At 31.7% G+C, this 25,531-nt stretch carries 19 protein-coding genes; 13 read left to right on the top strand and 6 right to left on the bottom strand.

The window, feature by feature from the left end:
* The first annotated feature begins 264 nt into the window (after nt 1–264).
* The 5 genes from ACXIHB_RS09290 (at nt 265) to ACXIHB_RS09270 (ending at nt 4,335) form a co-directional block, all read left to right on the top strand.
* Nucleotides 265–633: a hypothetical protein gene (locus tag ACXIHB_RS09290; RefSeq protein WP_239178205.1), complete on the top strand. Its 369-nt coding sequence runs from the start codon at nt 265–267 to the stop codon at nt 631–633.
* 163 nt (nt 634–796) lie between these two features.
* Nucleotides 797–1,591: an MbnP family protein gene (locus ACXIHB_RS09285; RefSeq protein ID WP_073182234.1), complete on the top strand. Its 795-nt coding sequence runs from the start codon at nt 797–799 to the stop codon at nt 1,589–1,591.
* A 98-nt stretch (nt 1,592–1,689) separates the two neighbouring features.
* On the top strand, nt 1,690–2,721 hold the full coding sequence (locus tag ACXIHB_RS09280; RefSeq protein ID WP_047787870.1) for a cytochrome-c peroxidase: 1,032 nt from the start codon (nt 1,690–1,692) through the stop codon (nt 2,719–2,721).
* Nucleotides 2,684–3,670 (top strand): transporter, encoded by a 987-nt coding sequence (locus ACXIHB_RS09275; RefSeq protein ID WP_167712801.1) that lies wholly within the window; start codon nt 2,684–2,686, stop codon nt 3,668–3,670. The genes ACXIHB_RS09280 and ACXIHB_RS09275 overlap by 38 nt, the downstream gene beginning before the upstream one ends.
* Before the next feature lie 122 nt (nt 3,671–3,792).
* A complete protein-coding gene (locus tag ACXIHB_RS09270) occupies nt 3,793–4,335 on the top strand; it encodes a DUF2911 domain-containing protein (RefSeq protein WP_159488601.1) in 543 nt (180 codons plus the stop codon).
* Between the two features lie 77 nt (nt 4,336–4,412).
* Here the strand turns inward: ACXIHB_RS09270 and ACXIHB_RS09265 are convergent, their stop codons facing one another.
* Nucleotides 4,413–5,411 (bottom strand): SAM-dependent methyltransferase, encoded by a 999-nt coding sequence (locus ACXIHB_RS09265; RefSeq protein WP_462098104.1) that lies wholly within the window; start codon nt 5,409–5,411, stop codon nt 4,413–4,415.
* A 205-nt stretch (nt 5,412–5,616) separates the two neighbouring features.
* Here ACXIHB_RS09265 and ACXIHB_RS09260 point away from each other — a divergent pair, with 205 nt between their 5' ends.
* From ACXIHB_RS09260 to ACXIHB_RS09230, 7 genes are all read left to right on the top strand, one after another.
* On the top strand, nt 5,617–6,267 hold the full coding sequence (locus tag ACXIHB_RS09260; protein WP_047787867.1) for a hypothetical protein: 651 nt from the start codon (nt 5,617–5,619) through the stop codon (nt 6,265–6,267).
* 163 nt (nt 6,268–6,430) lie between these two features.
* Nucleotides 6,431–9,250, top strand: a complete 2,820-nt coding sequence (leuS, locus tag ACXIHB_RS09255; protein ID WP_462098103.1) for a leucine--tRNA ligase — start codon at nt 6,431–6,433, stop codon at nt 9,248–9,250.
* Nucleotides 9,251–9,356: 106 nt separating this feature from the next.
* The gene (locus ACXIHB_RS09250; RefSeq protein ID WP_125064420.1) at nt 9,357–9,809 is read left to right on the top strand and encodes a hypothetical protein; all 453 of its coding nucleotides are present in this window, start codon (nt 9,357–9,359) and stop codon (nt 9,807–9,809) included.
* 82 nt (nt 9,810–9,891) lie between these two features.
* The gene (locus tag ACXIHB_RS09245; RefSeq protein WP_047787864.1) at nt 9,892–10,359 is read left to right on the top strand and encodes a hypothetical protein; all 468 of its coding nucleotides are present in this window, start codon (nt 9,892–9,894) and stop codon (nt 10,357–10,359) included.
* 106 nt (nt 10,360–10,465) lie between these two features.
* Nucleotides 10,466–11,422: a hypothetical protein gene (locus ACXIHB_RS09240; protein WP_173358935.1), complete on the top strand. Its 957-nt coding sequence runs from the start codon at nt 10,466–10,468 to the stop codon at nt 11,420–11,422.
* Nucleotides 11,423–11,706: 284 nt separating this feature from the next.
* The gene (locus ACXIHB_RS09235; protein ID WP_239178198.1) at nt 11,707–12,675 is read left to right on the top strand and encodes a peptidogalycan biosysnthesis protein; all 969 of its coding nucleotides are present in this window, start codon (nt 11,707–11,709) and stop codon (nt 12,673–12,675) included.
* Between the two features lie 29 nt (nt 12,676–12,704).
* The gene (locus ACXIHB_RS09230; RefSeq protein WP_159610976.1) at nt 12,705–13,577 is read left to right on the top strand and encodes an acyl-CoA thioesterase; all 873 of its coding nucleotides are present in this window, start codon (nt 12,705–12,707) and stop codon (nt 13,575–13,577) included.
* Nucleotides 13,578–13,637: 60 nt separating this feature from the next.
* Here ACXIHB_RS09230 and ACXIHB_RS09225 read toward each other — a convergent pair whose 3' ends face one another.
* The 3 genes from ACXIHB_RS09225 to ACXIHB_RS09215 form a co-directional block, all read right to left on the bottom strand.
* Nucleotides 13,638–15,899 (bottom strand): inorganic phosphate transporter, encoded by a 2,262-nt coding sequence (locus ACXIHB_RS09225; RefSeq protein ID WP_047787860.1) that lies wholly within the window; start codon nt 15,897–15,899, stop codon nt 13,638–13,640.
* Nucleotides 15,900–15,971: 72 nt separating this feature from the next.
* Nucleotides 15,972–17,174 carry a porin gene (locus ACXIHB_RS09220; RefSeq protein WP_159610974.1) on the bottom strand — a complete coding sequence of 401 codons (1,203 nt, stop codon included), beginning with the start codon at nt 17,172–17,174 and terminating at the stop codon, nt 15,972–15,974.
* 269 nt (nt 17,175–17,443) lie between these two features.
* Entirely contained in the window at nt 17,444–18,328 is an 885-nt protein-coding gene (locus tag ACXIHB_RS09215) for a metallophosphoesterase (protein WP_073182224.1), read from the bottom strand.
* A 197-nt stretch (nt 18,329–18,525) separates the two neighbouring features.
* Here ACXIHB_RS09215 and ACXIHB_RS09210 point away from each other — a divergent pair, with 197 nt between their 5' ends.
* A complete protein-coding gene (locus ACXIHB_RS09210; protein ID WP_462098102.1) occupies nt 18,526–20,607 on the top strand; it encodes a M20/M25/M40 family metallo-hydrolase in 2,082 nt (693 codons plus the stop codon).
* Nucleotides 20,608–20,669: 62 nt separating this feature from the next.
* Here ACXIHB_RS09210 and ACXIHB_RS09205 read toward each other — a convergent pair whose 3' ends face one another.
* Nucleotides 20,670–22,637 carry a DUF5689 domain-containing protein gene (locus ACXIHB_RS09205; protein WP_462098101.1) on the bottom strand — a complete coding sequence of 656 codons (1,968 nt, stop codon included), beginning with the start codon at nt 22,635–22,637 and terminating at the stop codon, nt 20,670–20,672.
* 12 nt (nt 22,638–22,649) lie between these two features.
* On the bottom strand, nt 22,650–25,409 hold the full coding sequence (locus ACXIHB_RS09200; RefSeq protein ID WP_462098100.1) for a carboxypeptidase-like regulatory domain-containing protein: 2,760 nt from the start codon (nt 25,407–25,409) through the stop codon (nt 22,650–22,652).
* Nucleotides 25,410–25,531: the final 122 nt, after the last annotated feature.

The raw sequence follows: 25,531 nt of genomic DNA, 5'->3' as shown, positions 1-25,531 counted from the left end.
TGTTACAGCATTTACTTTTAGGCTTAATACAATTACTTGTACATGCGGAGCTGCAAAAAGTAACTTTTTCTAGTCTCTTAATAGAAGTTTTAGAGGTAACTTTCTTGGTTTCAGTATAAAAAACAATCATTATTCTTCAATAAAATCTTTGCAAAGATAAGTTTTTTATTTAGAACAAATTAAAATAAAACAAAAAACATGTATTTTTATTATTGATTATAAGTAGGGATAATCGTATCTTTGCGTGAGAAAAAAGTCCTTTTTTTGATAAAAAAACTAAGCATATATTTTTTTGTTGCACTCTACATGATAGCCATGTTGCGCCCAATAGCTCCTTTTGTTGAGTATGCAATAAATTATGATTATATATCAAAAGTTTTATGTATTAATAAAGATAAGCCAGAATTAAACTGTAACGGTAAGTGTCAGTTAATGATGGAGCTTGAAAAACAACAAGACGACGACTTTAAATCGCTACGAATCTCGATGGAAGAATATCCTATTGGGTTTGTTTCTATTCTTAATATAAATTTAGAAGAAAAACAGTTTGTAAAAGAGAAAGGAACATTTTCTTATAAAAAAAACTATCACTACTTATTTAATAAAGAAGTATTTCATCCTCCTATTATTTAATCTTCATAATTGGCTAAAATTACTACTAATTGGTTACAAATAACGTAATCAAAAGAGTAGACTATTGTAAAATAAAAACAAGATTAAAACACAATTTACAGGCAAAAACTTTAATGATGCTCAGCATTGTTAAAGAAGTACTGTAGTATATAAAAATTAAAAGATGAAAAAAATATTAGCTATCATAGCTTTTGCTATGGTGTTCACTTCATGTAGTGACGATGAAATAATTAATGATAAATTAGAAGGAAAAAACGAAGTAGTAATAGAATTCGATAACGGTTTTGCTGAAGACAAGCTTTTATTAGGGACTTCAACATACACGAACGGAAATGGAGAAGTATTAACTGTAAATTCTTTCGATTATATCGTAAGTAACTTTGTGCTTGTAACAGAAGAAGGAGAAGAATTTGTATACCCTAAAGAAGAAAGTTACTTTATAATTAGTGAAGGAGGAGGAGACAAACCTAAGAAAATTCAAATATCACTTAAAGACGTACCAGCAGGAAAGTATACAAAAGTTAAATTCGGAATTGGTGTAGATCAAGAACGATTTAAAGAAGGACAAGCTGTTCAGCAAGACTTTTGGACTTTAGCAGAAAAATACAATTTAACTTGGAGTTGGCAAGCGGGTTATAAGTTTGTGGTTTTAGAAGGAAATTACAAAGAAAACACTACTAGTGATGAAAAACAATATATGCTTCATATTGCAAGTAGAGGAACAACAGTAGATTTATATAAGGAAGTAGAATTACCTATGGATGCTGCTATTGTGAGTAAAGAACAATCACCACAGTTGCATATTAAAGTAGATGCCAATACAATGTTAGATGGTAAATCTAAAATTAAACTTTCAGAAGGTGCAACTATTATGGGGGGAGATAAAGCAGCTACCATAGCAGAAAACTATACTGAGATGTTCATGGTTCACCATGTACATCATACAAACCATCATTAATTAACACATCTAATCAAAAAGAATAGGGTGAAAGTTCACTCTATTCTTTTAAGTGTAATAGGCTAATTGAAAAAAATTAGCTATTAATACCGTATGTAATGAAAAAAATAATGATTGTCTTGCTAGTATGTTCTTTTTTTAGTTGTAAGCAGGAAGATGTGTATACTAATGTTGAATTAGCTTTTGAACAACCGAGCAACTTTCCTGAACCTCATTATAATTTAAGCTCAAACCCAATTACAGAAAAGGGATTTGAGTTAGGGAAAAAGCTTTTTTATGAAGGAAAACTATCGTCAGACGGAGTAGTTTCTTGTGCTTTTTGTCATCAGCAAAAGTTTGCGTTTACACACCATGGACATCAATTAAGTCACGGTGTAGAAGATAGAGTAGGGACTAGAAATACGCCTCCAATTCAAAATATGGCTTTCCAAAAACAGTTTTCATGGGATGGAGCTGCTTTTCACTTAGATATATTTCCAATAATACCAATTACCAATCCCGTTGAAATGGACGAAACAGTAACCAATATTTTGGAAAAACTACAACAAGATGCAGCTTACCGAAAGTTGTTTAGTCAAGCTTTTGAAGATGGAGAAATCAATGCTGACAACACGTTTAAGGCGATGTCTCAATTTATGTTAATGATGGTTTCAGCCAATTCAAAGTACGATAAATATGTTCGAGTGGAAAAAGGAGGAGAGTTTTCTGAGCAAGAAAAAAAAGGATTAGAGCTTTTTAAATCAAAATGTGCTTCTTGTCATACATCTGACTTGTTTACAGATGATGCTTTTAGAAATAATGGTTTACCAATAAACCCAGAAATTAACGATTTAGGAAGAATGACGGTTACCTTATTAGAAGAAGATAAATACAAGTTTAAAGTGCCTAGTCTAAGAAATATTGAACTTACTGCTCCGTATATGCATGACGGTCGATTTGGGTCTTTAAAATCGGTATTGAATTTTTATGCAACAGGAGTTCAAGAAACCCAAAACCTAGATCCAATTCTTAAAAATGAGAATGGAACAATCGGAATAGCATTAAACGAGCAAGAAAAAGAAAACATTATAGCCTTTTTAAAAACATTAACAGATGAAGAATTTATCACAGATAAAAGATTTGCCGAATAAAGTACTACTCATATTAGTATTATTAATTTCAGGACAAATACAAGCGGACACATTCCCTAAGCGATATGAGCTATTTTTAGACTGCGATGCTTGTGGTTGTAGTAACAGCGGAGGTAGTTTAGGAATGGGAGGAATAATAGATAATAATTTTGTTGGTGTACGTTATTTACACCAAAAATACCAATCAAAAGATGGGATTTTTAACAACTCTCCAATTATAAATGAGTATTTTAATACAGTACAAGTTTGGTCTCGAATTCCAATTATTAAAGAGTATTTAGAAGCCCAAATTTTTATTCCTTTTCATTTTCATTCAAGAGACTATGTTGATAAAACAACAGCTATTGAAGGTTTAGGAGATATATCTTTTTTAATTAATTATACTGTTTTAAATAAAAATACAGGAAGTTATAAAGAAGAAAAAGATAAGGTTATATCTTCTAATCATTTATTAAAAGTTGGTGGAGGGTTAAAGTTACCAACAGGAACTTACAACGAAGCAATTAATAATTCAATAAACCCTAGTTTTCAATTAGGAACAGGAAGTGTTGATGTAATAACGAACCTTCAGTACGTATTTAAGAGAAATAATTTTGGAGTTACAAATTATCTTAATTATTACATAAAAACTACAAATAAAGAAGAATATCGATTTGGAAATCAATTTAATTTCAATAGTACTTTCTTTTATGCTTTTAAAGATAGTAAGCAAAATAGTTTTGTGCCTTCAATAGGAGTTTCAGGAGAATTCTATGAAAGTAATAAAATGATTGGATTAAAAGTTAAAAATACTGAAGGTCATGCATTGTTTTCTAGCTTAGGTGCCGAGTATAATGCAAAAAAATTAACAGTAGGAGCCTTAGCAATGTATCCAATACAGCAAAATTTAGCACAAGGAACTATAGAAGTAGAATATAGAACATCTATTTACTTGAATTACAATTTTTAAGAAAATTATTCTTTGCTTGTTTAGAGTCAAAAAATAGGATTGTTTTAAAAAAAGAGTGAATTTTACGTAAGGATTCTTAAATTTGATGACAAAACCCTCAATTAATAATTAAAAATAAGAACATGAAAAAATCAATTTTATCAATTATCGTGCTCGCTGTAGCTCTAGTTTTTTCAAACGAAGTAACAGCTCAAAAATTTGCGAATTTAGATAAAAGTCCAATGGATGCAGCTGCTTTTCCTAGTAGTTATAGAATTTCAGATAAAAAAGTAAAAGTTGTTTATAGCCGTCCACAATTAAAAGGAAGATCGTTAGCAAAACTAGCTCCTATGGGAAAAGTATGGAGAACAGGAGCGAATGAAGCAGCTGAAATTACATTTTATAAAGATATAACCTTTGGAGGTAAAAAAGTAAAAGCAGGAACCTATACCTTATTTACAATTCCAGGGGAAAAAGAATGGACTCTTATTTTAAATACAGCTAAAAATGTTTGGGGGTCTTACTTTTATAACGAAAGTGAAGATGTAGCTAGAGTTACTGCTCCTACTTCTAAGTCGGACGAAACAATTGAAGCTTTTTCAATTGTTTTTGAAGGAGAAGATGATACATTTAACATGTACATTGGTTGGGACAACGTTATTGTTACTGTTCCTATAAAAGGATAAGCAAAAGAAATTTCAGAAATAAGAAAAGCATAACTAATTTGGTTATGCTTTTTTTGTTTAAAATAATCTAAGAAATATTATTGCTCTAGTTTGTATTTTAGCTCAATATCTGGATGCATTTGGTAAGTGTAAACAATTGAATTAAATAGGAAAGGATGTTCAATTCCCATTTCAAGAGGAATTGTTAAAGAAGACTCGTTTCTTGTTAGCCAGATATTATCATAAATATGCACCAATGTGTCTAATAGTAAGTAATTGTACTGTTCTATATTTAATGATTTTACAGCTACTTTTTTATCGGGTAGTTGAGTAGAAACAATATCAGATTTGTTTAATGAAATAACCTCTCTAACATTTATAATGGTGTCAATTTCTTCAGTTATATGTTTAGAATCTGTAATTGAATTAACCGATAAGCTCATTTTTATCAAAACATTTTCTGGAATTACAGCAATATCTTCTGATAGTTGAGGTAGTAGATTAAATAAAATAGGAACATAACACTCTCTGTACAACAAAGCATCCAATGTTTCACTAAAGAGTATATGAAACTTTTCAGGTTCAGGTATTTTAAAAGTAACAGCGTCTGCAGTATAATAGTTCGTTACATAATTGGTAAGTTCTAATTTTTGAATAAGGATTTTCGCATATTTTAAAGACTTATCATTAATTTCTAGTAAAGAAAACTGTATTTCTTCAGGACTAAAAAGCGGAGCAATTAGAGTAACAAACGGAGCATAAGGTCCACAACCAGCATAAAAAATATGAATTGTTTCATTAGGATGGTCTTGTTGTTTTTCTTTAATCGCCATCACCATAGCTTTTAAAAACTTCACAGTTCGTTTATAATCTAACAAACACTGTGCAGCATGGTTTAATCCTAAAGCCTTTCCTTTTGAAGTTGTTATAGCTGCTAAGTGCTCTATATGATTGTCAAATCCAGTGAGCTGAGTTAATTCTTTAAAGTAAGTATGTATTTCGTTTATTAAATTTTCAATTTCAGATTGTTCAATAGAGTCTTTAAGTAAAGTAGATACTTTTTCTTTAATATCTAAAGCCGTTATATTTTCGTTCATAGTAGGTTAGTTGTTAAGTTTCCTAAATTATAAAAATATAGCCAAGTAAGGCTAGCTACACCAAGCTTTTTTGAAACTTAAATTAAATCGCTCATTACTCAAAAACAATCAGTAAAGACATTTTAAAATGTTTATAAACATACAATTAATATCTTCCAGAAAGTATTTTACCAATACGTTTACAATTAACTTTAAACTTTAAAAAATGTCTACAAATTACACAACGCTATCCGTTACAAATCAAACCTCAAAACCAGTAGAGGTTTACGTAACTTTTGCAGCATCAAATGCTGCTAATAAATGCTGTCCATCTCCTGTTGGAGTGTCAGATTTTAGTTTTTTAACCAAAGTGAATAAACTCATGGGAAAATTTGAATTAGGAGCTAAGGATACTAAAGAGTTTGATCCGAAAGGAGAATGTTTTAGTGGAAATATTTGTTTTTATATAGAACCACAGTGTCCTGTAAAAGGAGCAGACTTTAACCACGGAGCACAAGGAACGAGTATTGCAGAGTTTACATTAAACCCAAATACCTCATGTGCTGAAGCTTTTGATATAAGCTGTGTTAATGGAATAAATAGCTTTATTGCCATGGAGGTAGACAAGGATGGGGGGTGGAATTACGGACCAAATAAAACACCTATTAGTAGAATTTATAATAAAAAGTTACAGAAAAATTCAGGTAATCCAGGAGTGTTTCCTGTAAACTGCACCGATTGTATTCAATTAAAAGGCGATAAACCATGCCCTACATTACCTTATGGACCACCTCAAAAAGAAAGGATATGTAACATTCAGCGATCGGAACGTGGGGGAACATTAAAAGTAATTTTAACAGATACATCATTAGGATAATATAATAAACTCTCTCTTATTTCAATTTTAAACCTTGCAAACCTTATAAGGCTTGTGAGGTTTTTTGTATTTATTTAAGTTTTCATGCTGTATTAAAAGAACTAAACTTTTTACTTATCAACAATAACTGTAAATTTGCATCCTTTAAAACAAGCGATTACAAATGCAATACAATCACCAAGAGATAGAAAAAAAGTGGCAAAAGTACTGGGCAAATCAAGGTACATTTAAAGCTGAAAATAATTCTGATAAACCAAAATATTATGTGTTAGATATGTTTCCTTATCCATCAGGAGCAGGATTACACGTTGGGCATCCGTTAGGATATATCGCATCTGATATTTATGCACGTTACAAGCGTCATAAAGGGTTTAATGTATTGCATCCACAAGGATATGACTCTTTCGGGTTGCCTGCTGAACAATATGCGATTCAAACAGGACAACATCCAGCAATTACTACCGAAACGAATATTAAAACTTACCGTCGTCAGTTAGATAACATTGGGTTTTCATTTGATTGGTCTCGCGAAGTTCGTACTTCAAATCCTAAGTACTACAAATGGACACAGTGGATTTTTATTCAACTATTTAATTCTTGGTATAATAAAGACACTGATAAAGCAGAAGATATTGCAACCTTAGTAGCTAAGTTTGAAGCAGAAGGAAACGCGAATGTAAATGCCGTTTCTGATGAAGATATTACTATTTTTTCTGCGGAAGAGTGGAAAAGCTTCTCTGACAAAGAACAACAAGAAATACTATTACAATACCGTTTAACATTCTTATCTGATACCGAAGTAAACTGGTGTCCAGCTTTAGGAACAGTACTAGCTAATGATGAAATCGTAAACGGAGTTTCAGAACGTGGTGGACATCCAGTAGTTCGTAAAAAAATGACCCAGTGGTCTATGCGAATTTCTGCCTATGCACAACGTTTGTTAGACGGATTACAAAATATTGATTGGCCACAACCATTAAAAGATTCTCAAACCAACTGGATTGGTCGCTCGCAAGGTGCCATGGTTTCTTTCGATGTGGATGGACATGATGCTAAAATAGATGTGTTTACGACACGTCCTGATACTATTTTTGGAGTGTCTTTTATGACCTTAGCTCCAGAGCACGATTTAGTAGCGAAAATTACAATTGCTGAGCAAAAAGAGGCTGTTGAAGCTTACGTAGAAGCTACAGCAAAACGTTCTGAGCGTGATCGTATGGCAGATGTAAAAACTATTTCAGGAGTGTTTACTGGTGCGTATGCGTTGCACCCGTTTACAGGAAAACAAGTGCCAATTTGGATTGGTGATTATGTATTAGCAAGCTACGGAACAGGAGCTGTTATGGCGGTACCATGTGGTGACCAACGTGATTATGATTTTGCAAAACACTTCGGGTTAGAGATTCCGAATATTTTTGCAGACGTTGATATTTCTGAAAAGGCAAACGATGCTAAAGACGGAATTAAATTAGCAAACTCTGATTTCTTAGATGGTTTAAATTATAAGAAAGGAATGAAAACTGTAATCTACGAATTAGAAAAACGTGGATTTGGTTACGGAAAAATAAACTATCGTTTACGCGATGCAGTATTCAGTCGTCAACGTTATTGGGGAGAACCATTCCCAGTATATTACAAAGACGGAATGCCGCAAATGATTGAAGCGAAGCATTTACCAATCGTATTACCGGAAGTAGAGAAATATTTACCTACTGAAGACGGAAAACCACCGTTAGGAAATGCTGAGGTTTGGGCGTGGAATAGTATTGAGAATAGAGTAGTGAGTAATGAGTTGATAGACAACGAAACTGTTTTCCCATTAGAGTTAAACACAATGCCAGGGTGGGCAGGAAGTTCTTGGTATTTTAACCGTTATATGGACTCTAATAACGAAGGAGAATTTGTTAGTAAAGAAGCGGTTGACTATTGGAAGCAAATAGATTTATATATTGGAGGTTCTGAACATGCTACAGGGCATTTATTATATGCACGTTTTTGGCAAAAATTCTTATTTGATAGAGGATTGTTACCTGTGGATGAATTTGCTAAAAAACTGATTAACCAAGGTATGATTTTAGGAACTTCTGCTTTTGTATATAGAGTAGAAGGAACAAATACATTTGTTTCTAAAGGGTTAATAGGAGATAAAAAAGTACAACCTATTCATGCTGATGTTTCATTGGTAAATTCTTCTGATGAGTTAGATGTTGAAGCATTTAAGAAACATCCATTAAATGTTGATTTTAAAGATGCTGAATTCATTTTAGAAGAAGGTAAATATATTGTAGGTCGTGAGGTAGAAAAAATGTCGAAATCGAAATACAATGTGGTAAATCCAGATTTGATTTGTGAAGAATACGGTGCGGATAGTTTACGTTTATTTGAAATGTTCTTAGGGCCGTTAGAGCAAACCAAACCCTGGAAAACATCTGGTATTTCAGGAGTGTATTCTTTCCTAAAGAAATTATGGAAATTATTTACTGATGAAAACGGTATCAACGTTTCTGATGCAGAACCAACTAAAGACGAGTTAAAAACCTTACATAAAACCATTAAAAAAGTAGAAGAAGATATTGAGAACTTCTCGTTCAATACGTCAGTTTCTACCTTTATGATTGCGGTAAACGAGTTGACTGCTCAAAAGTGTAATAAGAGACAAATTTTAGAACCTTTATTAGTGCTAATTTCTCCGTATGCTCCGCATATTGCAGAAGAATTATGGAGTCAGTTAGGGCACAATGAGTCTATTGCAACTGTAGCTTTTCCGAAATTTGAAGAAAAACATTTAGTTGAAAGCTCAAAGAACTATCCAGTTTCTTTCAATGGAAAAATGCGTTTTACTTTAGAATTACCGTTAGACATGAGCAAAGATGAAATTGAGAAAACAGTCATGGCACATGAAAAAACACAACAACAATTACAAGGAAGAGAGCCTAAAAAAGTAATTATTGTTCCAGGAAAAATTATCAACATTGTAGGGTAAGTTAACCTTAAATAAATATAGAAAGCCCACAAGCAATTAATTTGTTTGTGGGTTTTTATTTTTAAGCTAAATTCGCAACCTACAAAAAAAATTAAAATTTAAACAAATGAAAAAGATTTTTAAAATTAGCTATGCGGTTTTGATGTGTCTTACTTTAGTAATGAGTAGTTGTTCTGATAGCGATAATGATCCAGAAGGAATCGCAAACACAAAATTATCAGGAAAAGTATTAGGAACAAGTTTTACGGCCAAAGGAGGTAAAGCATTTATGTCTGGAAATAATGAACTTTCAGTAAATGTAACCAATATTCAAGCAGATTGCACTTCTGATGTTCTCAACTACGAATTAAAAATTACAACTTATGTGAAAGCAGAGTTAGGAACTTATAATAATGTGAATGTAGTTTTTAATAAGAAAGGAGCGAATCCTTTAAATTACCTTCAAGGAGCTGTTGAGGTTGTAAGGTTAACAAGTAATGAAGTTACCTTAAAAATAAAAGCAAATTCAAGTTCAGATAATTCAATAGAAGGCTTTTTTACGGTTCCTTTTTGTGAGTAACAATAACAATAAACTATTTATTTAGTGCTTTTTTATTTTAGGTTATATTAGCGCTTATTAAAAAATAATAAATATTCAATAAATGAAAAATTTTTTCAAAATTAGTTATGTAACTTTAGTATGTTTAACATTGGTAATGACTGGTTGTTCAGATGATGATAATACGGACAACATAGGTACTCCAATACCCAGTACTATTTTAAAAGGAAAGGTATATGGAAAAGATTTTACTGCTAAAGGAGGGAAGTCATTTGCATCAGGAAAAGATGGAGAAGTTTCAATTAATATTACAAACGAAGAGGTAGGTTGTGATTCAGATATTTTTGATTATAAGTTAGAAGTTTCTTTATTAGTAGAAGGTAAAGTAGGAACGTATAATGATGTAAATGTTGTTTTCAAAGATGGAGAAGGAAACTTAGTTAATGTTTTGGGATCAAATGTTGAAGTTGTAAGTATTTCAGATTCTAAAATTAATTTAAAAATAGAAGCTAAATCAATCGATAAACAAAATAAAGTATCTGGTTCATTTGAAGTAGAATACTGCAAATAGAGTTTTTAAAATATAATTTAGAAAGACTTTTACATTTATGTAAAGGTCTTTTTTTATACGACAAAACCAAAAACTTTTCTCAAATTTGCTTTCCAAAAAATAAAACATGAAAAAAGTATCTCTCACCAGCTCTTGGGTTTTTGCAATAATTCCAATCGGAATTTTCTTTTTTGTAGTATTTCCTCAGTTACAAAACATGTATGAATCATTTCATAAGAGAGAAATTGAAGTACAACAAAGTGCACGAAAACTGGACTCATTACAACAACTTACTAAACCTACAAGAGAAGATTTAAACAATATAAAACGTCTAGAAATTACAGTTCCAATTCATCAGTTGAGTATAGATAAACAACGGTACACCTATTATAAAACAGGCGGAATGCTGGCAGTATTAGCTTTTATGTTTATTGGTATGTTTGGTTCTAGTTACTTGGCAAAAAGAAAGAAAAACTCGTCAAATAATAAACAAATAGAATTTTCTTTTGAAGATTTTACAACAGATGCTATAGGGCAATACATTTCTTGGGATCCAGTTAAAGGGTCAGGGAGTAATTTTTTAAGCGAACGTTTACGAAAAACGAGTTCTGGATATAAAATTACTTCGAGTACTTATATGAAATTTATGGCTTGGAGTTTCTTTTTGATGGGATTAAATTATGTGGCTTGGTCTTATATAGAGTTTTTTGAGTTTTCAAAAGAGCCATTAACCTTTATGCAAGGAGGAAAAATGTTTTTCATCTCAGGAGGTCCCTTTGTATTAATAGGAGTTTTTTTATTGTTTTCATTTGGAGCTAAAGCTTTTTTAAACTCACAAAAAAGAAAGGTATTAGTAGATGGTGAAATTATATCTTTTCAGCAAGTATATGCTTTACAAGTTTTATCAAAATTTATTCAAGGAAACAAGTCTGGAGGTTACCATTGTTACGAGGTGAATTTAGTTACTCAAAGTGGAGAACGTTATAACTTGTTAAATCATGGAGATAAAGAATACTTGTTGAGCGATATGGTAAAAATAAGTAGATTTTTAAAAGTGCCTGTTTGGAATAATGGTGTCATTTAAAATAATTTATAGAGTAATTAACAAACTTTTACTAATTTACACGAATACAAATCGTAAAAAACACTATTATTTTATCCTGTAAAAAAAAATCATCCAATATACGCTACTTTTCTTCAGTAAGGGAGATACCTGAAAATGTTTGGAAAGAGCTTGACTGTGTAGATAATTTATACCTTCAGCCAGCGTATTTAGAAGCTTTAGAAAAGAACAATCAACAAATACAGTTTTCTTATATTTTATTATTTGATGAAAACAAAGAAGCAATAGCCTTTGCTACTATTCAATTGGTAGATTTTTATTTAGAAAGTGTTCAAAATAATTTACAATCGGTTGTAGAATGGATACGATGTATAGGGAGGAAACTACATTTGTTGTCTCCTCAAAAACCATTTAAAATACTTACATGCGGTAATACTTTTGTAAGTGGAGAGCACGGAATATTTATTAAACCAAATAAAGATAAAAAGCGAATTGTAAAACAGCTAGCTAAAGCTATTGTAGCCTTTGAAAAAGACATTTCAAAAGAAACAATTGATGCTTTTATGTTGAAAGATTTTGTAAACGAATCGCTTTTTATTACTGATGCTTTACATAGTGTAGGATATAATTCGTTTAATGTAGATCCAAATATGATGTTAACGTTAGATGATAATTGGAATACTTTTGATGATTATTTAGCAGCATTAAAAACAAAGTATAGAGTAAAAGCAAAAAAAGCGTTACAGAAGAGTAAAGACTTACGAACGGAAGAAGTAAGTATTGATGTTTTGAAACAATTATTGCCAAGTGTGACGTCATTGTATAAAAATGTATCAAACAAGGCAAGCTTTAATTTAGGGTATTTTAATATAGAAACGTATATATCTTTAAAAGAAAATTTAAAAGATAACTATGTTATTAAAGTATATTGGTTAGGAACCAAGTTAGTTGGTTTTTTGTCAGGAATAAAAAATAAAAACTCATTAGATGCCCATTTTGTAGGAATTGATTATTCCGTAAATAAAACCTATGCTATTTACCAACGAATGCTATATGATTATATACTATTGGGTATAGACTATAATATAAAAACGATAAATTTTGGAAGAACAGCTAGCGAAATAAAAAGTTCAGTAGGAGCAACACCACAGGACTTAACAATTTATTTACGGCATAGAAAAAGCATTCCAAATCGTATTTTAAGCTTATTTTTGAACAGAATTCAACCAACAGAATTTAGGTTAATAAAGCCTTTTAAAACAAAACAAGTATAAAGAATTAACCCTTTTTACTGTATTAACAAATGAAAAACACACAAGAATTATTAAATATACTTACCCTTGACGATTTAGGTGAAGGGAATTTTAATGGAGTAAGTAGAGATATAGGAAGTCCAAATGTTTTTGGAGGCCAAGTATTAGCACAAGCACTAAATGCAGCGTATAGAACGACACCTAAAGAACGTATATTACATTCGCTACACTCGTATTTTTTAGAGGCAGGAAATTTAGAGTTGCCTATAACTTACAATGTGCAAACTATTCGTGATGGAGGTAGTTTCTCTACACGTAGAGTTACAGCACATCAAAAAGATAAAACGATTTTTATACTGTCTTGTTCTTTTCATAAAGAAGAAGAAGGATATGAGCATCAAATGCCTATAAAAAAAGACTTAAAACAACCTGAAGAGTTGTTGAGTTGGACAGATATGTTAGATCAATTTGGAGCTTTTTTACCAAAGAAAATGAAAGATTTTTTAAGTATTGAGCGACCTATTGATTTTAAACCAGTGCAGATCGTAAATCCGTTAGACCGAAAAGATTTACCTCCAGTAGTAGATGTTTGGTTTAAATTAAAAGGAGAAGCTTCTGATTTATCGTTAGGAATTAAACAACAAATATTAACGTATATATCAGACTATAATATTTTAACGGCTTGCTTAAACCCAAATGCAAGTGTAGCTAATTTCGGAAACACACAAATGGCAAGTTTAGATCATTCGATGTGGTTTTACCGCGATTTTGATTTTAACGATTGGATGTTGTTCTCGGTAGAAAGCCCAAACACTAATGGTGCAAGAGGTTTTGCTTGTGGAAATATTTATACAAGGGAAGGTAAACTGATTGCTTCGGTAGCACAAGAAGGTTTAATGCGCCCAATGAAGAAGAAGGAATAATTATAGTTTATAAAAATAGGGAAATAAAAAAGCCGAGGTAATCCCTCGGCTTTTGTTTGATTAAGCTTCTATTTCTGCTGATTTTGTACTAATATGAAACTCTTCGTAGGTTTCCAGTAAACTCATTAATCCAGAAACCAAATCTTGTGTCTCTATTAAAATACTAAAGTATAATGTAGTATTTTTTGGACTTGTTTCGTCTGTTCTAATACGATCTACTTGTTTTTCAATAGATTTAGATACATCCTTTAATAATTCTTTCTTTTCATTAATAATATGCTCTAAATTATCAAAGCTTCTATTTTCAAAAGTATCTCCAATATCAGTTAATAACTTAGAAAGTGTATTGTCAATACTCTTAAGATCTTTAATTTGCCCTTTTTTAAGGTGTTTGTGATTGTTGTTAACGTGCTTATAAGTAGCTCTAGATATATAACTAATAGACTGAGCAACGTCTTGCAAATACCCTAAAATTAAAATATAAAACCTACTTGCTTGTACTGAAGTATCGTCTAACGACTTAATAAAATAGAAAACTCCGTCTTTTAAGTTATCGATTTCATCGTTTAACTTAGTAACGTGCTTATCAGTTTTACGTAATTTTATTAAATCGTGAGTAGCAAGATCTTTTACAACGCTTGAGTATAATTTGTTAATACGATGAGCAACACCAGCAATATGATCTGAGCTTTCTTCAATCACTCCGTTAATAGTGATTAATTCTGCTCTTTCCATATGTACTTGTTTCTTTTCTTCTTTAGATTTCTTTCTGTGTTGTAATGTGTTTCTTGCAATTAAAAGAGCAACCACCAATAACAATACAGGAATCATTACCATATCCCAGCTAATTAAATAAGCTACTAAAGCAGCAGTTAAGAAAGCTGTAATGGCTGTTAAGAACCATCCTCCAATAACATTAATTACACCAGCAACTCTATAAACGGCACTTTCACGCCCCCAAGCTCTATCAGCTAAAGAAGTACCCATTGCTACCATAAACGTAACATAAGTAGTTGATAAAGGTAACTTCATAGAGGTTGCAATAGAAATTAAAATACCAGCAACAATTAAGTTTACAGATGCTCTTACTAAATCGAAAGCAGGCATTTCATACGTTTTGTCTTTAGGTAACTCAATTACAGGTTTTTGAAACTTAGAATCTATAAAGTTTAAAGTTTTCTTAGGTACAATAAAACTAACAACCGCATTAATTCCCATAGCACTTCGTACTACAATTCTTGATAATGGATTTGGTTGAAACTTTTCATGCCCATCTCCTTGACGAGATAAATCGATACCAGTTTTAATAACATTTCTCGCTTTACTAGAAGTCCACAAAGTAACCACCATAATAGCTCCAGCTAACAATAATAACCATACGTTAGAAGGTACTTTTTTAGCTAAAATCCCCATAGAAAAAGCATCAGGAGCAACACCAGATACTTCCCAAGCTTGGTATGAGTTCCAAGCAGCAATTGGTACACCAATAAAGTTTACTAAATCGTTACCAGAGAAAGCCATAGCTAAAGAGAAAGTACCAATACCAATAATTAATTTTAAAATATTAACTTTTAAAAACTGTATTAATATATGAGATACTACACTCCAAAAAATAAAGCTTCCAGTAATAATGAGCAATGTATTTCCTTCAATTAAATGTTTAACATCACTATAAAAAGGTGTTCCTTTCATCCCTTTTATAATTATGAAATAAGTAATTGCAGTAATAGCAAAACCACCAAATAAAGAGTTGATATAGGTAGGTCTTTTCTCAAAGTTAAATGAATAAATTAAACGAGAAAAAAACTGTACTATAGCACCAACAGAAAATGCTACTACAACAGAGAGTAGTATACCATTTATAATTTGAACTGCTTTTTTATGATTTATATAATTCCATATATCAGAAATTGAGTGTGAATCATTAGCAGATATTTTAATTAACGAAATGCAAACTGCGGCTCCTAATAATTCAAATACAATAGAAACAGTAGTTGATGTAGGCATACCTAATGAATTAAAGATATCTAATAGTAAAATATCAGTAATCATAACTGCCATAAAAATAAACATGATGTCTTGAAACATAAACATGTTAGGATTAAATATCCCCTTACGCGCAACTTCCATCATTCCGCTTGAAGTAACTGCTCCAAAAAATACTCCAACACTCGCAATTATCATAATATTTCTTACTTTAATTGCTTTAGAACCGATTGCTGAATTTAAAAAGTTTACAGCATCGTTACTAACTCCAACAACCAAGTCTACAATAGCTAAAACAGCCAAAGCGACTAGCATCAAAATATATGGATCTCCCATTTTTTAGTTTTTAATTAAGTTTTGCAAATTTAGTTACACAAGAATGCTCTCATGTTATGTTTATGTTATCATTTAAAGGTGTATGTCTACCTGTAATCTATACATTAATTGATTAGTAGCTGTCGCTATATCTAAGTAACTAATGTCGGTTTGTACTTTTAATTTATGACCAACAATATACTTTGATAATCCTATTGTATATTGATTTTCAGTTCCTTTTCCTGTGATTTTTTTATCTAAAGAAATATTAGTAAAACGACCAGATATTTCCCAGTTTTTAGAAAACAAATATCCTGATTGAAGGTTTAAACCACTTCCTACTTGTACAATTTCTCCAGTAAGTGTGCCGTCTGAATTTTTTGCAACAGGATCTTTTGCATCTCTGAATGAATATTCTCCCATAAAAGAGAATCCTTTATACTTGAACATAGCATCCATAAAAAAGGTTGATATGTTTGTTTGATAGTATCCTTCGTCATTAACCATATAAGTACCTTGGTTACTTCTAGTTTTTACGGCATTGTTATTAAAGTCGTAACTCATACCAATAGCAAGTTTAGGTGTTTGTTCTCTTTTTAAGTCACCACCTACATAATCTCCTTTACCTTCAAACTTTCCAAAAGGTAAAAGTTCTAGATGAGCGGTATATTGATGTCCACCTAAGTTTCCTACAGTAACATTTCTTCCTTCACCTTGAGAAAAGGCTAGTGCTTCTTTTACAATAAACTTGTCAGATAAATTAAAATGGTGTTTTAATTGTACTCCCATATCTCTATCAATATTAAAACGGCTGTTTAATAGAGAGCGATCTACTAATTGCATATCACCTGAAGAAATAATACGCTCACGGTTGCCAGGTAGTTTGGTTTGCCCAAACCATAATTCAAAATTTTGAAAGAAATTCCACTTTATAACAGCATCTAAAATATATCTTGGTGCGTTTCCTGTATGTTCAGAAGCGCCACTAATATCTCTATTAGATAACCCAAGCTCCATTTTATATTTTAATTTAGGGGAAAAAGCAAATCCTTTAAATTTTAAACGAGCTCTTCTTACTAACATTGAAGATGTTGGGTTATATAAACCATCTTTGTTAGAATCCCATTCGGCAGTTGCTAAGAATTGCATTCTGGCACTCATTTTCATAGACCAAGTACTATCTTTCCCTATGATATTAAATAAGCCATTACCAAATTTTGAGTCTTTTCCTTGTTGTGCATATATATGCGTCAACATAAATATACTTACAGCTGTAAGTATTTTTTTGTAATACATTAAGGATAATTTATTAGTTTTTGTCGAGACAAATTACTAACCCTAATGTTAACTTAAAGTTAAGCAAATATTAAAAAAACTGCCTTGTTTTCAAGGCAGTATATGGTAAGTCAAATAAATAGTCGACAAAAACTAATAAATTTATATTGACCATACACCTCAAGTTAGAGGTAATTCAAAAGTATTTCTCTTTTTTAATGTAAATATTAAGTGTAATTTAATAAATTGTTATAAGATGTAATACCTGAAGTTAAGAAAGAGTTAAGGCTTTAAATGTAGTTAGTTATTTTTTTAGGCCCTTCAAGAACTGTTCTTGTTATCTGCATGGTACCATCTTTATTAGTAATTACATGCCATTTAATAAGAGTTATTTCATTGTTTTCAATTTCTAAACCAGTAATGCATCTTGGGTGTACACAACTACCATCGTTAAAATGTGGAAGCTCGTTTTCTGATGGAAATCGAGGACGGTGTGTGTGTCCTGTAACAATCATTTGGTTATTATTGTTTTTAATCCATTTTTCCAAACGTTTCTCTACCTTTATGAGCTCTTTAAAGTTTTGAGCGGGACTTGTAGGATCTTTAATTCCATGTATTTGTAGTGGTCGCCATAGTAAACGAACTAAAAACCTACTTAATTTCCAAAAAGTATAGTTAAACCAATCTGCTTGATGACCGTGAAGTAAAAAAATAGATTTCCCATTTTCTTGTATCAATTTAATTGCTTCTGAAAAGGAAGCATTGGGCATTAATTCTTTCTTTTTTCCGTCAATGGTATCGTAATAAGAGTTAAAGTTTTTAGCAACGTTTTTAGGTTTTCTGTAATTCATATCATGATTTCCCCAAATAAAATGTAGTTTGTTTTGTTGATGAAACTTTTGAAGTAATAAGTAGATGTTTTTATTTGCATTGAAAATATTTGCAAATTTATTTTCCCAAAGCTCATCACCATCTCCTAATTCTATATAAGTAAATTCTTTTTGTAAATATTGAGATAATGCATAGTGATATATTTTTCGATTGTGAGCAAAATCATCAGCAAAACTGTTATCACCTCTATGGCAATCAGAAAATAAAATGTATTTAGAATCCTTGTTTAAAGGTAGTTCTTTTGCTTTCTTAAAAGCTTTGGTTATCCTATGTTTTGAAAACATTTGTAGCAAAAATTTGTGTGTATATAAAGATGCAAAAAAAGGAATATACTGCAAAACTGGTTGAGCGATAGAATGAATAAATTTTAGAATTAAGTTTATAACTAAAAGATAATTTAAAAAAAAACAATTTTTGTTCTATGATGTTAATTTTTAATAACTTACGTAAAATTTTAAATTAATATTAATACCCTTCAAAAATGAAAAAAAAGTATTTTCTACTTTCGCTACTATTGCTGTGCCTTAGTTTTTCTACTATTTACAGCCAAAAAAAGATGTTTTATGGTACCATTGAAACTAAAGACGCCTTAAAACTGCAAGAAGTTGCTCCTTCTGATATTAAAATTATTTCCTCTGCTAATGGCTTCAGTGCTGTTAAGTTAAGTGATTATGCGGCAGAAAAGTTACACCATATGATTTTAACTCATGGTCCTGGGTTTATTTATGAGTCTTCTGAAAAAGATGCTTTACAAACAATTCAGAAGCTACAAAGTAAAAAATCGCATTATAAAAGAGCTTCTTACACTATTAGTGAAGACCAACTTGTAAATCAAAGTTTGGGTTTGGTGAATAATACAAATATTGCGAATCAAATAGTAGAGCTTGAAAACTATGGTACTAGATATCATACTACACAAAAGGCAAAAGATGCTGTTCTGGATTTAAAACAGAAATGGGAAACCATGGCTAGTGGCAGGTCTGATGTTAGTGTGAGAATAGTTAATCACAATAGTACCACAATGCCTTCGGTTGTTATGACTATTCAAGGAAGTGATCTTCCAAATGAATACGTAATAATAGGTGGTCATATTGATTCTGTTAGTCCAGAAAGAGAAACGAATGCTCCTGGTGCTGATGATAATGCTTCTGGTATTGCTACGATTACTGAAATGGCAAGAGTACTTTTTGAAATGAATTTTGAACCAAAAAGAACTATAGAGTTTATGGCATTTGCTGCCGAAGAAGTTGGCTTAAGAGGTTCAAAAGAAATTGCTCAGGATTATAAAAATAGAAATGTTAATGTGTTGTCGTATGTGCAGTTTGATATGACGAATTACAAAGGGTCACCAAAGGATGTTTATATTTCTGATGATAGTTATAATAGCAGTACCCTTAATGCTTTTTTAGCTAGCCTTATGGATCATTACAATGCTTCAGGAAGTCATCAATTTACTTACGATTATACACGATGTAATTACGGTTGTTCCGATCATTATAGTTGGGCACAACAAGGGTATGATGCAGCTTTTCCTTTTGAAGCTTCATTTAATGGTTCGAGTCCATATATTCATACAGTGAACGATACGTCTGACCGATTTCCAACTGCAAATGCTACGCATGCGGCAAAATTTGCGAAACTTGGTTTGGAGTATTTAATTGAAGTAGCTAAAAGTAAAGGAAGCGTTAGTGTACCAACGTATTGTGAATCAAAAGGAAATAATGTAAATGATGAATATATTCAGAATGTAACACTTGGGTCAATTAATAATAATTCAGGAGCTACAAATGGATATCAAGATTTTACTAGTATTTCTACTGATTTAGAACAAGGGAGTTCCAACACAATTACCGTTACTCCAAAATGGACAGGTACAGTTTATAAAGAAGGATATACTGTTTGGATTGATTATAATCAGGATTCTGATTTTGAAGATAACGGAGAGCAAGTGTGGGTTAAAAGTGCTTCTACTGATAATTCAGTTAATGGAAGCTTTACTGTACCTACTACTGCAAAATTAGGTGTTACAAGAATGAGAGTGTCTATGCGATACAATAATACTCCTTCTTCTTGTGGTTCGTTTGATTATGGTGAGGTTGAAGATTATACTATAACTATTATTGAGGGTGATGGAGGTACTAATACTAATATTTGTGATGGGGTGCCTCAATATGATTCTTCCCAAAACTATCAGGTTGGTGATAAGGTTGTTTATTTTAATGTTTTGTATGAGAGAACTTCAAATGGATGGAATAATGTTGGAAGTTGTGGTAGTGCTAAAACCGATAATTTAAATGTAAGGCAAGTTTTAGTAAATGATAAAGATGTAATTGTCTTTTCACCTAACCCTATCGAAGGAAATTCTATAGTTTTACAAGTAAATAATGAGTTGTGGAAAAATAGAGAAGTTGCTATTTATAATGCTAACGGAAGGTTGCTTACAAAAGTAAAAATGAGTTCTAGAAATAGTAATATAGATGTTTCAAAACTATCAGCAGGAATTTATTTTGTGTCTTTAGACGATACAAGGAAAAGGTATACTAGACAATTGGTTAAAAAGTAGGTGTTATAAGGAATGAAAAAACCCAAGGTTTAAACCTTGGGTTTTTTATATCAAAAAAGGGATTATCTCACTCCAGGTGTAAAAGCACCAGGGGCATCTTGAGGTGCATTTGTAGTACCTGCATCTCCTGTGTCATTCCAAATATCCCATTCTGCAAATGCATATGTTGGGTTTCCTTGTGTTACTGAAGCTTTGCGGTAAGCTCTACCATCTTCAAATTCGTGATTTGTACCAGATCCATCTTCCCCAATAACTCCAAAGATATCAATTACAGTTCCGCTTGGATCTACTAGCTCTAATTGGTCGTCTCCGTTAGAATCTGCTGCTGCAGAAGTAGACTCCATATCAGCAGTAACACCATATATACTTGAGAGTTCTGCAGCATTTTTGGCAATTACAAAAGTACTAGTTCCAGCTATGGTTTTACCAGATAAGTCAATTGAAGATGTTGATGAAGTAGCATCATTTGTATATCTTCTAATTGTCCAACCTGTTAAGTCTATTGGATCTGTTCCAGAATTATATAACTCTATAAATCTAGCATTAGCATTATTGTTAGGGTCTGCTAATTCTGAAAAGAAAATAGCATTAGTAGTAGTACCTCCACATGTAACATAGTCTTCTGTAAAATTAAGATCAGTTTCGTTTCTTAAATAGATTTGAGGAGTACCTTCATAAACAGTCATAATACCTGTTATAGCTCCTTTTTTATCATTTACATTATTGTTAGCAAAAGTTGCCTCTTTTCTAACATAAGTGGTTAAAGGAGTACCATCACATTCAGCAATTAACTCATTGTTACCGTCATAAATTTTGGTATTGTCTTTGAATTGTACTCCATCAATTTGTACTAATTTACTTTCGTAATCACCAGTTAAAGCTTGAGCAAAAGTGATAGTCTCAGGGGTTGGTAAAGTGCCTGCTGTAGATTTAATAATACTAGAAGGAGAAATGTTTAATTGTAATAAATCGTTATATTCACTTAGTTTAGTTCCTCCAACAGCGATTTCTACTTCGTCTCCTAAGTTTAAGTTATGATCTCCACTAAAACGTAAAGCAATACCAGCAGTAGCATCTTGAGCAAATGCACTTAAGGGATGTAAGTTACCAGAAGCTAAATCAGAAGTAATAACTACTTTTATTTTTAAGTTTTTTGTAATTGTTGCTTCTCCACTACCTTTATAAAAGGCTTTAACTTCATTTAGAGTAGCGTCAATAGGAGGTGCGTTACAACCATATTCATCGGTAAAGTTAATATCATTAGTGTTTCTAAGAACTAATTGATAGTTACCAGCAAATTCATCTAAAATAGCAGTAATGCTACCTTTGTTATCAGGGATATAGTATTCTTTGAAGCTAACAAATTTACTTGTTGAAATATCAATTTTTTCAAAAGTTTCACAAGAAGTCATGGTTCTTGTAATATAACTATTGTCTTCAGGGTAAGCATACTGTAATCCTTTTGTTTCAGATTGAAGGTTTTCAATTTTAACTAAGGTATTTATTTGATTTTCAGTTAACTCACCAATTGTTAAAGTAGTTGGTATAATATCAACGATTTCAGAAGATCTATCTATTTTACTTATATAATCGTTAGCACTTATTCTATCAGTACGATTACCAGTACCTTTGATACCTATTTCAAAAGCTGAATATGGTTTGCTTAAGGCTAAACCTTTTAGTTTTACATATATTTTTCTTCCTATATTATATCTAGCACCTAAGTTAGCATCATCAATTTTAATTACAACTCCTACTGTGGGATTTTCAGGCTTGTCTTGAATAACTAATTCTTTATAGAAATTTCCTTCTCTGTCGTCAGAAACAACATAACCAAAGACAGTGGTGTCGTCATTAAATTCAACTATATTACCGTTATATTGTGCTATGACTTCGTCTAAAGACTTTAAGTTTTCGTACTGTTTGTCTGGTCCAATAGTTGGTAATTCAAAATCATTATTGTCAACACATGAAGCAGAAATTGCAATAAAAAGTATTGCAAAAATCTTGTATAAATTTATTTTTTTCATTTTAAGTGTTTTTTAGAATCTATAATTTAAGTTTAAGAAATAAGTAGTGCCTCTACCGTACCAGTATTTATTTCCAAAGGTTGGTGTCCCGTTAGCGTTATCGTCGCGTAATTGGTGATAATTTGCATTTCTTCCTTGCTCGAAACCACCTGTTTTATATTCTTCGTTGAATAAGTTACTAACACTAGCAAATAAACCAATGTATTTACCATCGCCTACTTTCCATGATTTTCCCCCGATGGCATTTACAACTATATAATCATCAAATTGCTCTTGAGTTAATAATTGTCTAGCTAACACTGGGTCGTAATCTGCAAAAGCAGCTCCGTCTGCATCACTTATAAAATTAGCAGTTCTTCTAATAGGAGAAACATCTACATAAGCTTCATCCATATAGTTTGCTGTAACACTAACAAACCAATAATCTGGGTCTCTATATTCAAAACCAAAAGAGTAAGCCTTATGAGGTCCAGCAGCAAGTTTATAATTTTTAAGAGAAGCAGGTCCCATATCTCTTTTACCATCAATGAAACCTTCTGTATTAGCGTTTTCGGTAGTAATTACAAGATTTGGGTTATTATTATAGGTGTACTGACCAATGTTTGCAGCCCCTTTTAATTTAATTGTAGGAGTAACTTGCGCTTCAATCCCAAACTCAACACCAAAATGTCTTTTATCTATACCAGTTAAGATTTCTTGAATAAATGCCGAAGTATCTCCTCCAATACCATCAGCAAAGAAGAATGAAATTTCAGTAGCATCTTTAATATCTGTATAGTAACCTGTAACTCTTGAAGTAATTAAAGGGCTTCTAAAAACATAGCTAACATCTCCAGATAATATTTTTTCACTATTTAATTCAGCAACATCAGCAACTGTAACATTGTTAGCTCTTGAGTTGGCAAAAGAGTTACGCAGAGAAGGTGCTTTTGTAATATAACCTCCGTTTACATCAATTAAGTGACGACCAGAAATTTTATAGGTTAATCCTCCTTTAGCACCGTAGTTAAAGAAATCTAACTTATCTGATTTTCCGTAAGAGTTAGTTGGAAAGTATCCGTTTTGGAATAAACCTTCTCTTTGATGTGTAGTATTGTTCGCTTGTCCTGCTACATAAAAATCAACTTTGTTGTATTTGAATTGTAATTGAGCAAAACCACCATATACTTCAGAATTGAAGATATAGTTGTATTTAAAGCGGTCTCCTAATCCAATTGTTCTATTAGGAGTTAAAAGATTGCTTTGTTGTTGGTTAAAATTATCACCAAAAGTATTTACATCTAAATAACCTGTAGCTCCAAGCATGTCTATTGGAGAAGCAAAGTTTTCAGACTTTAACTTTCTATACTCACCACTTGCAGTTAGTGTAATATTTTCATTTAACTCTGAAGATAAAATCATATTAGCTGTTAATTGCTGATCATCGTTTCTATCTTCATATAAAATTACACGAGCATTTTCAGGACTACCTTCGTTTCCAATATACAATTCATCCCAATCAATTTGTCCATCATTTTGGAAACCAGTTAATGATTTGTATGCATTTTCATAATCTGGTCCATTAGGATCTGATAAATACCAGCTTGGTAACTTTCTGTAATACGTAGGATCAGGATTGTTAGCACCGTTATAATCTAAACGACTGTTACCTATTTCTCCAAACTGAAAACCAATATTAGTGTTTAATGTAGTGTTTTCAGAAAGGTTCCAATAGTGGTTCAACATAACAATTGGTTCGTATAATCTCTTAACTCTTGAGTTTCTGTTTTTGTCTCCTTGTTTTCCCCAATATGAGTTATAACGAATTCCTTTAATATCAAAAACCTCTTGAGTATTTGGTGAAGATTTTCCTCTTTCGTTCTCTGCAGCAATCACAGTTAAGTTTAAGCTATGAGCATCGTTAATTTGCTTTTCAAGTGATAAAAAGATTGAGTTAGCATCATAAAAAGTACCATCTACGTACCCTTCATTACCAGCTCTTCTACTACCAGAAACTGTTATAGCCCATCCGTTAGCTAATAAACCAGAAGAGTATGTTGCCATTAGACGGTGGTTGTAACTTCTATTAGAAGAAGCATAAGAAATACGTCCACCTTCACTATATTCAGAAGCTCTTGTGTTAATATTTGTAGAACCTAAAACACCACCAAAAGCATAGTTTGAAGGAGTTAGTCCATTACTAAACTCTTGGTTACGCAATACATCGTTTAAACCTCCCCAGTTACTCCATTGAGGTCTTCCGTTGTATAGTTTGTTCATTTCAATTCCATTAATCAAAACTTTACCGTTTTCAGAATCTAAACCACGTACTCTGTAAAAAGAGCCACTCCATTCAAAAGCGGCAGTACGTAAATATACATCTCTAGAGGCTTGTAGTAAACCAGAAATGTTATCAGCAGCACTAGTGTCATCATTTAACTCATCATCTGTAATAGTGATGGTGCTTAAATCTTGATCTTCAGATAAATCTTCATACATAAAGATTGTGCCTAAATCTACTGTTTTTCCAGATAGTTCAACTGGAAAGTTTTGGGTTTCATACCCATTTACTGATACCGTTACAATTTGTCTTCCGTTTGGTAACCCATTTAGTGTAAAAGCCCCGCTGGCGTCTGTAGTACTCGAGACGCTTACTTCTTTTATACTTACAGAAACACCTTGCATAGGATTTTCAGAATCGCCGTTTATTACAATCCCCTTTACAATGTTCTGTGCATTCAAGCCAAATAAACCTGAAAAAAGCAATAACATTGTTATCGTAAAATTTTTCATAAATGATTGTTTGTAAAATATTTAAATACATTTGTTTCCCATAGCTAAAAAATAAAGCGAAAGGGAGGCAAAACTACGAAAATTCTAATTGTGTTAATATTAAGTTAAAGTTACTAAAAATG

It is taken from the genome of Tenacibaculum sp. IMCC1, from assembly GCF_054906355.1.
The sequence above is the reverse complement of the archived record's forward strand: the minus strand, read 5'-3'. Positions and strand labels throughout refer to the sequence as shown.